A 14,218-nucleotide genomic window follows, 5' to 3' on the forward strand; every position below is an offset into this window, starting at 1 on the left:
AGCAAAAAATGAACAGTACTGTTTTTGAAATGATCATCCGGGTATTTGGAGCGTTTTTATCTATTTACAGTTTTGCGGTTCTCCTTCAGGTTCCGCGCCGCTTTGTTCTTCAGGCTGGTATTGTAGGAGCAATTGGTGGATTTGTTTATCTGCTTGCAATACATTTTGGCAGAGGAGATTTGATGGCATCTTTATATTCAGCAGTTGCAGCTGCAGTTGTTTCGCATATTTTTGCGAGAGTTTATAAGACACCGGTTACGTTGTTTCTGATTGCCGGGGTTCTTCCGACTGTTCCCGGAAACGGGATGTACCAGACGGTTCATTATCTGATCGACGGGAACGAGGCGATGTCCGAATTTTATCTGATCCAGACATTGGAGATCGCAGGCGTGATCTCTCTTGCAATTTTTGTCGTGGATACCTTTTTCCAGGCTTTTCAGAAGAGTGAATGGAAGCAGAATTCCATGAAGTATGTCCGAAAGATCGTTCCTGGAGCTGAGGAACTGCAAAATATAGAAAAACGGGAAAAATAGTGGCTTCGGAATGCTTGAAGTAAAAAAGGGAATGTGTTAGTATTATAAAGATGAACATATATTTGAATGTCATAGAGAACTGTGAATAGTTTATTTTCACAGTGAAAATAAAACAGAAGTTAAAGAGAGGAACACTAAAATGAAAAAAGTCAGAACAAGATTTGCACCGAGTCCGACAGGTAGAATGCATGTCGGTAATTTGCGTACTGCATTATATGCATACCTGATCGCAAAACATGAAGGCGGAGATTTTATGCTCCGTATTGAAGATACAGATCAGGAAAGATATGTAGAAGGTGCATTGGATATTATTTACAGAACACTGGAGAAGACAGGCCTTGTTCATGATGAAGGACCAGATAAAGATGGCGGTGTCGGACCATACGTTCAGAGTGAAAGACAGGCTTCAGGAATTTACATGAAGTATGCTAAGCAGTTAATTGAACAGGGAGAAGCATACTACTGTTTCTGTGATAAAGAACGTCTGGAATCTTTGAAGACTTCTGTATCAGAGGATGGAACACAGATTGTGAATTATGACAAGCATTGTCTGCATCTGAGTAAAGAAGAGATAGAAGCAAACCTTGCAGCCGGAAAGCCATATGTAGTCCGTATCAATATGCCGACAGAGGGAACCACAACTTTCCATGATGAAATTTATGGAGATATTACCGTTCCGAATGCGGAACTGGATGATATGATCCTGATCAAATCAGACGGATATCCGACTTATAATTTTGCGAACGTTATTGATGATCATTTGATGAATATTACACACGTTGTCCGAGGGAATGAATATCTTTCTTCAGCACCGAAGTACAACCGTCTTTACGAAGCATTTGGATGGGAAGTACCGGTCTATGTACATTGCCCGCTGATTACAGATGAGAACCATAAAAAGCTCAGCAAGAGATGTGGACATTCTTCTTACGAAGATCTTCTGGATCAGGGATTTGTAAGTGAAGCAATTGTAAATTATGTGGCACTTCTTGGATGGTGTCCGCAGGATAACAGAGAGATCTTCTCACTGCCGGAACTTGTTGAAGCATTTGACTATCATCATATGAGCAAATCACCGGCTGTATTTGATATCAATAAGCTGAAGTGGATGAACGGGGAATATCTGAAGGCTATGGATTTTGATAAATTCTATGAACTTGCAGAGCCGTATATCAAGAAAGTGATCACAAAGGATTATGATCTGAAAAAGATTGCGTCTCTGATCAAGAGCCGTATCGAAATCCTTCCTGATATCAAAGACCAGATTGATTTCTTTGAAGCTGTTCCGGAATATGATACTGCAATGTATTGCCATAAGAAGATGAAGACTAACGAAGAGACTTCTCTGGAAGTATTAAAAGAAATTCTTCCAAGACTGGAAGCATGGGATGATTACAGTAATGACGCATTATTCGGGCTGCTGAAGGGATTTGCAGAAGAAAAAGGTTATAAGAACGGATATGTGATGTGGCCGGTAAGAACTGCAGTTTCAGGAAAGCAGAATACTCCGGGTGGAGCGACTGAGATCATGGAAGTTCTTGGTAAGGCAGAATCTGTAGAAAGAATCAAGAATGCAATAGAATTATTAAGCAGATAATATACAGATATAAAAGTATGCATGGGGGACGGATTTCTTTTTTCGCGTAATGCGGAAGAGGAATCCGTTCTGTTGTATTACATATGAGAAGGGGAGTTCATGAAACTAAACAGAGGACAGGATGAAGCGATAAAGCACGGGAATGGACCGTGTATGGTGCTGGCACCTCCGGGTTCGGGAAAGACGCTTATTGTCACAGAACGTACCCGTTATCTGATCGAGGAGAGCGGAGTACGCCCGGATCAGATTCTTGTAATTACTTTTACAAGATTTGCAGCACGTGAAATGAAAGAACGTTTTGAAAGGCTGACTGCCGGAAAAAATTATCCGGTAACGTTTGGGACCTTTCACAGTATTTTTTATGGGATTCTAAAATGTGCCTATGGGATTGGTGCGAATAATCTGATGTCTGAAAAAGAGTCCTCTGTACTTTTACAGGAGGTATTAGACCGGACCGATATCGAATCAACACCTGAGGTAGAAGATGAAGAGGAACTGGTGAGAGAACTTCTGCGGGAAGTCGGCATGGTAAAGAACGGACTTTGTCATCTGAAAGATTTTCACAGTAAGTATCTTACACAAGATGAGTTTGCAGAAGTGTTCCGCAGCTATGAGCATCAGAAAAAAGAACTGAAAAAATTTGATTTTGATGATATGTTGGTACAGTGTTATGCACTTTTCCGGAAAAAGCCGGAGATTCTGCAAGGATGGCAGAAGCGTTTCCAGTATATCCTGATCGATGAATTCCAGGATATCAACCGTGTGCAGTATGAAGTGATCCGGATGCTTGCAGCACCGAGGTACAATTTGTTTGTAGTCGGGGATGATGATCAGTCCATTTATGGATTTCGTGGAGCAAAGCCGGAGCTGATGCTTTATATGAAGCAGGAATTCCCGTCACTTCGAACCATTTCGCTGACGGTGAATTATCGTTCTACCGAATTTATTACCGGAGCAGCGGCAAGAGTGATTTTGCATAATGATACCCGTTTTTATAAGCGTGTACAGTCATTTCGGGGAAGAGGACAGAATGTTCATGTGCAGGAAGTCCTGGATGAGCAGGAAGAGGCGCAGTATGTAACGGAAGAGATCCAGAAAAAACTGGACCAGGGAATAAAGCCGGGAGAAATTGCTGTACTTTTCCGGGCAGCAGTCCAGGCGCGAATGATTTCGGAAATATTAAGCGAACACCATATCCCGTTTGAAATGCGAGATTATGTGACAAATTTTTACAGGCATTTTATTGTAAAAGATATGATGGCATATCTGCAGTTGGCAGCAGGAAAGCGGGACAGGTCGCTTTTCCTGACAATCTGTAACCGACCACTCAGGTATCTGGCACGGAACAGTATGGAGAACCGGCAGGTAAATTTTGAGGATCTGCGTAAATTTTATTGCGATAAGGACTGGATGCTGGATATTATTGACCAGTTTGATGTGGATGTCCGTATGATGAAGAATATGGCACCTTATGCGGCAATCCAGTATATCCGGAAAAAGATCGGATATGATGATTTTCTGAAGGAATATGCCGAAAAACATCAGATTTCGTGGAAGCAGCTGATGGATGTGATGGCAGAGCTTGAGGAGAGGAGTAAAAACTTCAAATCCTATGATGAATGGGAAATCCATATTGCAAAATATACGCAGGAGCTGGAAGAACAGCAGGCAAAGGCAAGGAAGATCAAAGGAGAGCGGGAGAATAAGGTACAGCTGATGACGATCCATTCAGCGAAAGGACTGGAATTTGAGGATGTATTTGTGATCCATGCCAATGAGGGTGAGATTCCGCATCAGAAGGCAGAAAAGAAAGACGAGATTGAAGAAGAGAGAAGACTTTTTTATGTAGCATTAACCCGTGCGAAGAATAATCTCTGTATTTCCTATATTACACAAAAAAACGGGAACAGTATCAAACCGTCCCGTTTTGTGGAAGAGCTTTTAGGTCAGAGAATAAAATAATTATTCTTCAATATCAAAGCCTTCAAATTCCTGTGTATCAAGCCATTCATCAAACTTATCCGCAGCGCGGTCATACTCATCATCATCTTCGATATTCTGAAGATCATGATCGGAGCCGCCTGTGGTATCACGGATAAAGCGATAGATCCATACGTCTCCGTCCTCATTTCCACCGTCTTCATCAAGCGGAAGAAGTGCAATGTATTCGGTAGAATCCATATTAAAAGTTGTGATAATGGCGCATTCGATTTCCACATCGTCATCAAGTGTCAGTGTGACAACATCGGATTCAAGCAGATTATGTTCCTTTTCCATTGTTCAGTTCTCCTTTCAATCTGATACTATCACTCTAACAGAGTATGGGGATATTTGCAAGGGGAAAAGTATTGACATTAGCGGTAAAAAAGATACAATAAAAGAAAGGTTTCAGGGAGGTTTATCTATATGAAGAAAAAGATTTTTTCTATCTTTCTTGTGATGGTTCTCTGTATTGGCATGACTGCAGGCTGTAAGAAGAATGTTGGGACAAGCCAGGACAATGCAATAGCAGAAGAGGACGATGACAGCAAGGAAGAGGCAAAAAGCTATCGTTTTGGATTTAGTTGTATTACCATGGAAAATCCATACTATATTACACTTGAGCAGGCACTGAGAGAAGCAGTCGAAGCACAGGGAAGTACGCTGGTGACAAAAGATCCGGCACTGAATGTAGACACCCAGATCGAGCAGATCCATCAGATGATCAAAGACGGACTGGATGCCATTTTTCTGTGTCCGGTATCAAGAGATGCGATCACACCTGCTCTGGAAGAGCTTAAGGAAGCCGATGTTAAGATCATCAATATTGATACGGAAGTTAAGGATACGGATTATATTGAAGCTTTTATTGGTTCGGATAATAAAGCTGCCGGACAGCTTTGTGGAGAAGATCTGATACAGCAGAGTCCGGATGGTGGAAAGATTGTAATTCTTGAAGGTCTTACACAGAATTCTATTGTAGAGAGAATTACAGGCTTTGAGGAAGCAATTGCCGGAAAGGGATTTGAGATTGTAGGAAGAGCAGATGTCAGTGGAGATTTGAACGAGGCAAGAGAAGCAGCTAACAAGATTTTTGCAGAGAATAAGGATGTTACGGCAGTAATGTGCGGGAACGACCAGATTGCGCTTGGGGCACTGGTTGCAGCAAGAACAGCCGGTCTTACTGATGTAAAGATTTACGGGGTAGATGGTTCTCCAGATCTGAAAAAAGAACTTCAGAAGACGGATTCCCTGATTCGCGGAACAAGTGCGCAATCACCGATCAAACTCGGAAAAGAATCGGCCAAAATCGGTTTTGCTATTTTAAACGGGGATGATTATGAAAAGACAACGTATCTGGATGTATTTTTTATTGATGCCTCGAATGTAGATATGTATGGAGTTGACGGATGGCAGTAACAGGGGGAACAGTGGATATGAAGACAGCAGTGGGATTTCCGTTTCCACAGGGATGTACTGTGGAAGGACAGACAGCGAATTTTTCGGTAGCAGTTCCGGAAGGACAGACATGTGAGCTGATCATTTATAAAAAAGGTGCCAGGGCTTCAGCATTTTCACAGGAGATGCCATACTCTGATGTGGCAGGAAATCTGCACTTCCTCTCCGTGGTGCTGGAACAACCGGAAGATTATGAATATTGTTATAAAATCGGTGGAAAGATAGTTCCGGATCCATATGGAAAAGCATTTTCAGGCAGAGAACACTGGTCTGTGTCAAAGGGAAAGGAAAAGAGAAAGCTGCGTACCCGGATCGTAACAGATACATTTGACTGGGGAAAGTCGCAATTTCCACATCTGAAAAAGGAAGATGTGATCGCCTACAGTCTTCATGTCCGTGGATTTACAAAACACAGTTCGTCCGGAGTCGCACACAAAGGAACGTTTGACGGAGTTACGGAGAAACTGCCCTATCTTCAAAAATTGGGGATTAACCAGATCCATCTGATGCCGGTTTATGAATTTGATGAGAATCAGAGGCATGTGAATTACTGGGGATATGGAAAAGCATATTTCTTTGCACCAAAAGCATCATATGCGGCAGGAGATCCGGTGAATGAGATGAAGTCACTTGTTCGTCAGATGCATCTTGCAGGGATTGAAGTTATTCTTGAGATGCCTTTCACAGAGGGAACTACGTTTTCTCTGATTTTAGATTGTCTGCGTTACTGGGTGATGCAGTATCATGTGGATGGATTTATTGTGAATCCATATATCTGCAATCCGGATGAATTTGCAAAGGATCCTGTGCTTGCGAAAAGTAAGATCCTCAAAAAAGAAGACGGATTCCAGAATGTGATGCGCCGTTTCTTAAAGGGAGATGAGGGCATGATCCAGGATGTGATCTGCCAGCTGAAGAATCAGGATACACAGCTGTATAATTATATTGCAAGCCACAACGGATTTACGCTCTGTGATGTAGTTTCCTATGATGGAAAGCACAACGAAGCAAATGGTGAGAATAATCTGGATGGTCCGGATTACAATTACAGCTGGAACTGTGGGGCAGAAGGGAACAGCCGGAAAAAGGCGGTTAACGAGTTGCGGAAGAATCAGATATTTAATGCGTTCTTTTTACTTTTATTTGCACAGGGAATGCCGTGTATCCTTTCCGGGGATGAATTTATGAATACCCAGAAAGGGAATAATAATGCATACTGTCAGGATAATCTGATATCATGGCTTGACTGGAACCAGCTTTCCAGACAGGAAGAATTATATACATTTGTATGTCGACTGATTGCACTTCGTAAAGCCTGTATGAAGCAGATAGCGAAAAAATCAGAAGACACGATGGGCAGAAGCGGAATCCCTCAGATTTCCTATCATGGGGAGGATGCGTGGCAGATGCCGGCAGGGCGTGCAAGCAGACAGCTTGGTGTATTCTATCATGAAGAAAGTACAGAGAAGGACTTTTATATTGCATATAATATGCACTGGCTTTCTCATTCATTTGCACTTCCTTCCCTTCCAAAAGGAATGGAATGGGTGTGTATGGCAGGGACAAAAGAAGGAGTCCTGGATGAAAAAGAAGCAGTTCCGGTAAAAGATAAGAAGGTTCAGCTGGAGGAGCGAACGATCAAAGTTTTTGTTGGAAGGCGGGCTAAAGAATGAAAATCTGGAAACATTTTTGCACCATAACACATCACAAATATCTGGTTATGAAGAACTGCTTTAAGGTAGGACTTTACAGACAGGGACTTTTGCATGATATGTCGAAGTACTCTCCGGCGGAGTTCTGGGTTGGGTGCAGGTATTTCCAGGGAAACCGGAGCCCGAATAACGCAGAAAGAGAAGAAAAGGGCTATTCTTCGGCATGGCTGCATCATAAAGGGCGCAATAAACATCATTATGAATACTGGATTGACTACGGACTGGAAGGGGAACCAATGCTTACCGGGATGAAGATGCCCAAAAAGTATGTGGTCGAGATGTTAATGGACCGGATCGCAGCATCCAAGATTTATATGAAAGATAAATATACGGATACGTCACCGCTTGAATATTATCTTCACGGTATTGCAGGGGACTGGATGCATAAGGATACCAGAGCACTTCTGGAAGAACTTCTCTATATGCTCGCGGCAGACGGGGAAGAGAAAACTTTTGATTATATCCGGAATACCGTGTTGAAAACGAGAGATTATTAGAAAAAGAGGATAAAAACATGGCAGATTTACCAAAGGATCCAATGATTCTTCTGAGTGTGGTCAATACAAAATTACGGGATTTTTATGCAGATCTGGATACTCTTTGCCAGGAGATGCAGATTGAGAAAAAAGAACTGACAGAGAAACTGGCATCCATTGATTATGAATATGATGCAGGGCTGAACCAGTTTGTATAGAGAGGTTAATAACATATGAATAATATTGATTTTGATGCAATAGATCTTACCAAAGAAGCTCCGGTCACTGAGCCGGAGAGACAGTACTATTACATTGCCAAAGCGCGGAAGTATGTAAGCGAAAAAGCACAGGAAATCGGAAGAGATCTGACTTTTTGCGTGACGACTTTCGGTTGTCAGATGAACGCTCGTGACTCCGAAAAGCTGGTCGGTGTTCTGGAACTGATCGGATACAAGGAAGAGCCGGATGAAGAGAAAGCAGACTTCGTTATCTACAACACCTGTACTGTCCGTGAAAATGCGAATCTGCGTGTTTACGGACGTCTGGGACAGCTTGGTGCAAAGAAGAAAAAGAATCCGCATATGTTCATCGGACTCTGCGGATGTATGATGCAGGAACCGACTGTTGTAGAGAAGATCAAGAAGAGCTATCGGTTTGTTGACCTGATCTTTGGAACTCACAATATTTATAAATTTGCAGAACTGATCGTGACAAGATTTGAATCTGAGAGAATGGTGATTGATATCTGGAAGGATACTGATAAGATTGTGGAGGATCTTCCGAGCGAACGTAAATTTTCCTTCAAATCCGGTGTTAACATCATGTTCGGATGTAACAATTTCTGCAGCTACTGTATCGTACCGTATGTGCGTGGACGTGAGAGAAGCCGTAATCCAAAAGATATCATTCGCGAGATTGAAGGACTTGTAGCAGATGGTGTGGTAGAAGTTATGCTCCTTGGTCAGAATGTAAACTCTTATGGAAAGAATCTGGAAGAACCGATGACATTTGCGCAGCTTCTTCAGGAGATTGAGAAGATTGAAGGATTGGAGAGAATCCGCTTTATGACTTCCCATCCAAAGGATTTATCAGATGAACTGATTGAGGTAATGGCACATTCCAAGAAAATCTGCAAGCATCTGCATCTTCCGGTTCAGTCAGGAAGCAGCAGGATCCTGCAGAAGATGAACCGCCATTACACCAAGGAGCATTATCTTGAGGTGGTAAGAAAGATCCGCGAAGCAGTGCCGGATATTTCCCTTACAACGGATATCATCGTCGGATTCCCTGGGGAGACAGAGGAAGATTTCCAGGATACTCTGGATATTGTAAGACAGGTGCGTTATGACAGTGCCTTTACTTTTATCTATTCCAAGAGAACAGGAACCCCTGCGGCAGCAATGGAAGATCAAGTTCCTGACGACGTGGTAAAAGACCGTTTTGATCGCCTTTTAAAAGAGGTGCAGCAGATTTCAGCGGAAGTATGCTCTGTACATCAGGGAACCACACAGGATGTGCTGGTAGAAAGTGTCAACGATCATGATCCGTCATTGGTGACAGGACGAATGAGCAACAACCTCCTGGTACATTTCCCGGGAGATGAAAGCATGATCGGTAAGATCGTGACAGTTTACTTAAAAGAGGCAAAAGGTTTCTATTATATGGGAGAACTCTGTAAATAAATCCAATGATTTGTGATAAAATCCAAAAGAAACGCTCATGCTATGTAAGAGATTTGCATAGTGAGGGCGTTTTTTATGGTGAAAAGAGTGAGTAAAAGGGTAAGTGAGATAGTCTTTCTGATAGCAGCAGGGGGAAGCATCTATTATCTGATCGAGATCTGGTTTCGTGGATTTTCTCATTGGACCATGTTTGTGCTTGGAGGAGTTACATTGACATTTTGTAGTTTTCAGGGCGAGGTAATGCACTGGTCTGAGCCGATGTGGATTCAGATTATCCGGGCAGTGCTTTTCCTGACATCCCTGGAATTCATGACGGGGATTATCTGTAATAAATGGCTGAAGATCGGGATCTGGGATTACCGAGATCAGCCGTTCCAACTGTGTGGTCAGATCTGTCTGCCATTTGTGGTGATGTTTTCAGGACTTTTATGCCTTGCGATCGTCCTTGGAGGAGTGGTGCTCTGGGGCGTATATGGGGAGGAAAAGCCGGAGTTTCATGTGTTGTAAAAGGGACTTAAGCATTTTTTTATATGTGAAAAATGACGAAATTAAGATGAAAAGAGTCGTGGGAAACCAAACTCTTTTCATCTTTTTTTGTGGATGTTTACAAAAATGAGCATAAATGCATTTTGTTAAATGTAAAATGTTGACAATTTTCGAAGAATTCAGTAAGATACAAGAAAGGTTCAAGATAAAAAACAAGTGAATATAATCATGGAAAAAGGAGGGAAGCAGGAAAAATCGGGGAAAATATAAACTGTTTTTATTGAATGAGAAGTATATGTTATTTGGAGGAAAAATAAAAATGAATCAATATGATGAAGCCTTAAAAAAGGAGACCGCGTTTTTAGGTCAGCCTAGGGGAGTGGGGACTCTCAGTTTTGTACAGCTTTGTTCATCTTTTTCAAGTTACGCAATGAGTGCTATAATGATCTATTACCTGTATGCAAATGCACCTGCAGGTCTTGGATTCGATAAAGCGGATGCAGCACAGTTGATTTCTTTATACGCAACTGTAGTCGGAATGACAACCATCATCGGAAGCTATGTCTGCGATCGTATCCTTGGATGTCGTAGGTCACTGCTTGTAGCCAGAGTTACCGGATTTATCGGTTATACTTTACTTGCATTTCCACTTGGGGTAGTAGGATATGCAGCAGCTATGGGATGTATGGTATTCGGTTCGCTCTTCGCAGGAAGATGTATCGAAACTCTGATCGGTAAATTCTATGATGAGAACGATGGAAGACGTGACAGTGCCTTCACAATTTCTTACGTAATTTCCAACATCGGTGCAGCAACTCCGGCTCTTGCGGGTGTAATTGCAGCGAAATGCGGATACCACGCAGCATTCGCATTAGCAGCAGTTCTCTCATTCTTAGGTACTGTTGCTTATATTGCTACTTACAAAAAATTCTTCGGAAATATCGGTTTGGAACCGGATGATCCGCTTCCGGCAGATAAGAAACGTTCTTTCGTTGTAAAAATGCTTATTGTTGTTGCTATCGTAGGAACAGCTTTAGCAGTTTCATTTGCAACAGGAAAGCTGAAAATATCTTCCTTTGCAAACGTAGTAAGTACTATTTCTATCTTTATCCCGCTTGCTTATCTTGTCTTCATCTACTCAAGCAAGAAGACAGAAAAGCATGAGAAAAAGAAAGTGCTTTGTCTGCTTCCGCCATTTATTTGTAATGCCGTTACACTTTTGATCTGGACACAGACAATTTCAATCCTTGCTATCTTCTATGAAGAAAAAGTAAACCGTGTGATCTTCGGAGTAGAAATTCCGGCAGCTTCCTTCCAGACAATCCCGGCAATCTTTGCGGTTTGCTTTGGTAGCTTCCTTACTATGCTTTGGACAAAACTTGGCAAGAAACAGCCATTCGGAACAACAAAGATGGGATTCGGAACGATTTTGTGGGGACTTGGCGCAATGATCATTGCACTCCTTTATATCATCTACCCAGGCGATGCAAAAGTAAATGCATGGTGGATCGTATTGTTCTATGCAGTACTGATGTTTGCTGAAGGATTTACATGCCCGATCGGATATTCGATCACAGCAGTAGCAGCGCCAAAAGCCTTTGTAACACAGATGATGACTGTATGGTCAATGTCTCAGTCAGTAGGAGCTGCTCTTAACATGATCCTCGTTAACTTCTATAAAGAAGGAAGCGAAGTGCCGTTCTTCATCGGAATCGGCGCGGTGGTAGCGATTCTGGGTGCAGTTGTACTTGTATTCAGCAAGAAGCTTGCAGAAGGAATGGGAATGGAAAGAGAAGCGTAGGAAGTTTCTCGAGAATAAATCAAATAAATGTCCTCTTAAAGAAGAAATAATAAAAAGTATCAAAAAAAGATCCTTGGCAGGCAGAGATGTCCGGCAAGGATTTTATAATTCTATAACATTTTGCAATAAAGGAGTGTCCTAAGTGCAAAAAGAGCAAGCCTGTGAGGCATAGTGGCTTTTCTTGGGTTTATGTGGAGAACGGGGAAGGAAATGTAATCGAAAAAGAGGAAATAAAAGTAAAGCTCTCTTCTATAATGACGGGAAAAGACAGTTATGTTATACTAAAAAACAAATGATTCAAGATTACTCTTTATCCACTAGAGATGAGGTGAAAGATGGCTAAAGTAAAAGAAAGCGGAATAGGAAGAATGATTTTTGATTTGCGAGTAAAATCAGAATACACATTAAACCAACTCGCTAAAGGTGTATGTTCTGTTTCAGAATTGTCGAAATTTGAATCGGATGAGATTATGTTAAACTTTTTTCAAATAGATAGATTATTTTCCAGACTTGGAAAAACACCTACAAAGCTTGAATACGTGCTTTCAAAAGAAGCTTATGAGATTTATAAACTCAGATATTACATAGAGAAAAATGTTGCAACTAGATCACTTAATAAGGCAAAGTATTATTTAAATGAATATGAAAGTTTGAAACAATCAAAAGAACCTCTGCACAGACAATTTATCGAGATGCAAAAGGCTCAAATTGCATGGATGGAAGAAAAAGATTTTAATGAAATAATAGATTTGTGTGAGCAGGCTATTCATAGAACAATATTTGATACAGATATACCAAAAAATCGTTCTCTGCTAAGTTCGGATGAACTTAATTTAATCTTGTTTTATTGGGAGATAAGTTACGAAGGAGGGAAAGGAAAAGCAACTAAAGAAATAAAAGATGTTTTAACATATTCGGAATATCATTTTGTAGATCATGAAGAATTAGCTCGAGTATATCCTTATGCTGCTTTGTTGGCAGCAAAATATCCTTCTTCTATTTTTAGCAATGATGAGATAGTACTTATTCTTAGAAAGGCAATAGAATTATTAAGAGATGAAGGAAAGCTATTTTTGTTGCCAGAGATTATTAAAGAATATGAAAAGTATAATAACATTATTACAGAAAAAAGTGATTTAACTCGATTCATAAATGCTAGAAAATCTTTGATTGAAATTGGGAAAATATACCAAATCAATTATAATAAATTGCGTTTATTTGAACAAATAAGCCGAGATTTTAAATTGGATTATGAAATAATACGTAAGAATAGAATTGCAGAAAAAATGTCACAAGAAAAAATGAGTGAAGAAGTTTGTACGAGAGAAACATTATCACGAATTGAGAGGGGCGTAACCTGTCCAACACAAAAAAATTTAGAAAAATTGTTATTGAAATTAAATCGCGAAGGAAGGAGAGTAGACACTGAGATTATAACTGATTTTAACGTGTTAGAAAAAAAGAAAAAATATTCAACATATGTTTATCGTTTAGAATATGATAAAGCGGATTTGATTTTAGAAGAATTAAAAGAAGATTTAGATCAAACAATTCTAAAAAATAAACAATACATTCTAGGTGAAGTACTCCGGAGAAAATTACGTGATGGAATTCTTTCATATGAAGAAGCTGTAATTCTTTTATATGAAATTTTAAATTTAACAGTAAATGTGGAAAATATTTTTGAGTATACACTTACCTCATATGAGATCAATTTATTAAATCAGATAGCCATCATATATTCAAAGAACGGAAATATCGATTTGGGAATTGGAATATATGAAGAAATATTGCGTAATCTTGATGAAAGTGAGTTAGAAGTGGTTTTTCGTATGCAGGATTGGGATTTGGTTATGTCTAATCAGGCTTCTTTTTTAGAAATAAATAATCAGCCTCAAAACGCAATAAAATTAACAAAAAATCGTATTAAAACATCCCTTGAAATAGGTAGAGGAATCGATCTTGGAAGGGCATTATCCACTATGGCGTGTGCCTTAGAGCAAGAGAATAAGGCAGAGTGTAAGTACTATTTTAATTTATCTGCTGATATTTTATTCTTAATGAAAAATTATAAAAGATATGAACTGATAATGAAATACTTAGATAGATAAACTTATAAGTTAATAAAAGTCTATGACATTTGTTGAAATAAATATTTTATCAGATATCGTAGAAAAATACATTATATAATGATAATTTAATTCTAACAAACAAAGGAGGAGGTGTATAAATATGGAAATTCTCAAGCAAAAGAATGATAATTTGATTGAAAGAATTAAACATGTTAACATGGCTACAAATGGAAATTGTGGACCAGGTGCTTGTGGTAATCAATGCAGAAACTAATAAGTAATAGAATGTGTGAGTTGGTTATTACTATATAATATGACTAAACTCACACATTTTATTAAAGCATATAGGAAAGCTACTATTTTGAAAATACAAAAATGAGGAATAAAAATGTACTATATAGTTGGATGTCTTGAAGAAAGA

12 protein-coding genes are annotated in these 14,218 nt (G+C 40.0%); 11 read left to right on the plus strand and 1 reads right to left on the minus strand.

Annotated features, from left to right (window positions below; genetic code table 11):
* Positions 1-8: 8 nt before the first annotated feature.
* The 3 genes from PGU50_RS08540 to PGU50_RS08550 all read left to right on the plus strand — a co-directional run bounded on the left by PGU50_RS08540 (position 9) and on the right by PGU50_RS08550 (position 4,092).
* Positions 9-533: a threonine/serine exporter family protein gene (locus tag PGU50_RS08540; RefSeq protein WP_270246695.1), complete on the plus strand. Its 525-nt coding sequence runs from the start codon at positions 9-11 to the stop codon at positions 531-533.
* A gap of 139 nt (positions 534-672) precedes the next feature.
* Positions 673-2,130 carry a glutamate--tRNA ligase gene (gene gltX / locus PGU50_RS08545; protein WP_270246697.1) on the plus strand — a complete coding sequence of 486 codons (1,458 nt, stop codon included), beginning with the start codon at positions 673-675 and terminating at the stop codon, positions 2,128-2,130.
* 99 nt (positions 2,131-2,229) lie between these two features.
* Positions 2,230-4,092 carry an ATP-dependent helicase gene (locus PGU50_RS08550; protein ID WP_270246699.1) on the plus strand — a complete coding sequence of 621 codons (1,863 nt, stop codon included), beginning with the start codon at positions 2,230-2,232 and terminating at the stop codon, positions 4,090-4,092.
* Here PGU50_RS08550 and PGU50_RS08555 read toward each other — a convergent pair whose 3' ends face one another.
* Positions 4,093-4,407 carry a DUF1292 domain-containing protein gene (locus PGU50_RS08555; protein WP_008375343.1) on the minus strand — a complete coding sequence of 105 codons (315 nt, stop codon included), beginning with the start codon at positions 4,405-4,407 and terminating at the stop codon, positions 4,093-4,095.
* A 129-nt stretch (positions 4,408-4,536) separates the two neighbouring features.
* Between PGU50_RS08555 and PGU50_RS08560 the strand changes: the two genes are divergently transcribed.
* The 8 genes from PGU50_RS08560 (at position 4,537) to PGU50_RS08595 (ending at position 13,836) form a co-directional block, all read left to right on the plus strand.
* Positions 4,537-5,529: a sugar ABC transporter substrate-binding protein gene (locus PGU50_RS08560; protein ID WP_117558217.1), complete on the plus strand. Its 993-nt coding sequence runs from the start codon at positions 4,537-4,539 to the stop codon at positions 5,527-5,529.
* Positions 5,520-7,241, plus strand: coding sequence for an alpha-amylase family glycosyl hydrolase (locus PGU50_RS08565; protein ID WP_270246700.1), 1,722 nt, complete (start codon positions 5,520-5,522; stop codon positions 7,239-7,241). Before PGU50_RS08560 ends, PGU50_RS08565 begins: the two co-directional genes overlap by 10 nt.
* On the plus strand, positions 7,238-7,777 hold the full coding sequence (locus PGU50_RS08570; RefSeq protein WP_008375346.1) for a DUF5662 family protein: 540 nt from the start codon (positions 7,238-7,240) through the stop codon (positions 7,775-7,777). Before PGU50_RS08565 ends, PGU50_RS08570 begins: the two co-directional genes overlap by 4 nt.
* Before the next feature lie 17 nt (positions 7,778-7,794).
* Positions 7,795-7,974 (plus strand): DUF4250 domain-containing protein, encoded by a 180-nt coding sequence (locus tag PGU50_RS08575; RefSeq protein WP_008375347.1) that lies wholly within the window; start codon positions 7,795-7,797, stop codon positions 7,972-7,974.
* Between the two features lie 15 nt (positions 7,975-7,989).
* The gene (miaB, locus tag PGU50_RS08580) at positions 7,990-9,438 is read left to right on the plus strand and encodes a tRNA (N6-isopentenyl adenosine(37)-C2)-methylthiotransferase MiaB (protein ID WP_270246701.1); all 1,449 of its coding nucleotides are present in this window, start codon (positions 7,990-7,992) and stop codon (positions 9,436-9,438) included.
* A 75-nt stretch (positions 9,439-9,513) separates the two neighbouring features.
* A complete protein-coding gene (locus PGU50_RS08585) occupies positions 9,514-9,945 on the plus strand; it encodes a putative ABC transporter permease (protein ID WP_118217878.1) in 432 nt (143 codons plus the stop codon).
* 298 nt (positions 9,946-10,243) lie between these two features.
* Complete coding sequence (locus PGU50_RS08590) at positions 10,244-11,725, plus strand: peptide MFS transporter (protein WP_270246702.1); 1,482 nt, start codon at positions 10,244-10,246, stop codon at positions 11,723-11,725.
* 335 nt (positions 11,726-12,060) lie between these two features.
* Complete coding sequence (locus tag PGU50_RS08595) at positions 12,061-13,836, plus strand: helix-turn-helix domain-containing protein (protein ID WP_270246703.1); 1,776 nt, start codon at positions 12,061-12,063, stop codon at positions 13,834-13,836.
* Positions 13,837-14,218: the final 382 nt, after the last annotated feature.

This window comes from Coprococcus sp. AM11-30B (assembly GCF_027674365.1).
GTDB lineage: Bacteria > Bacillota > Clostridia > Lachnospirales > Lachnospiraceae > Allocoprococcus > Allocoprococcus comes.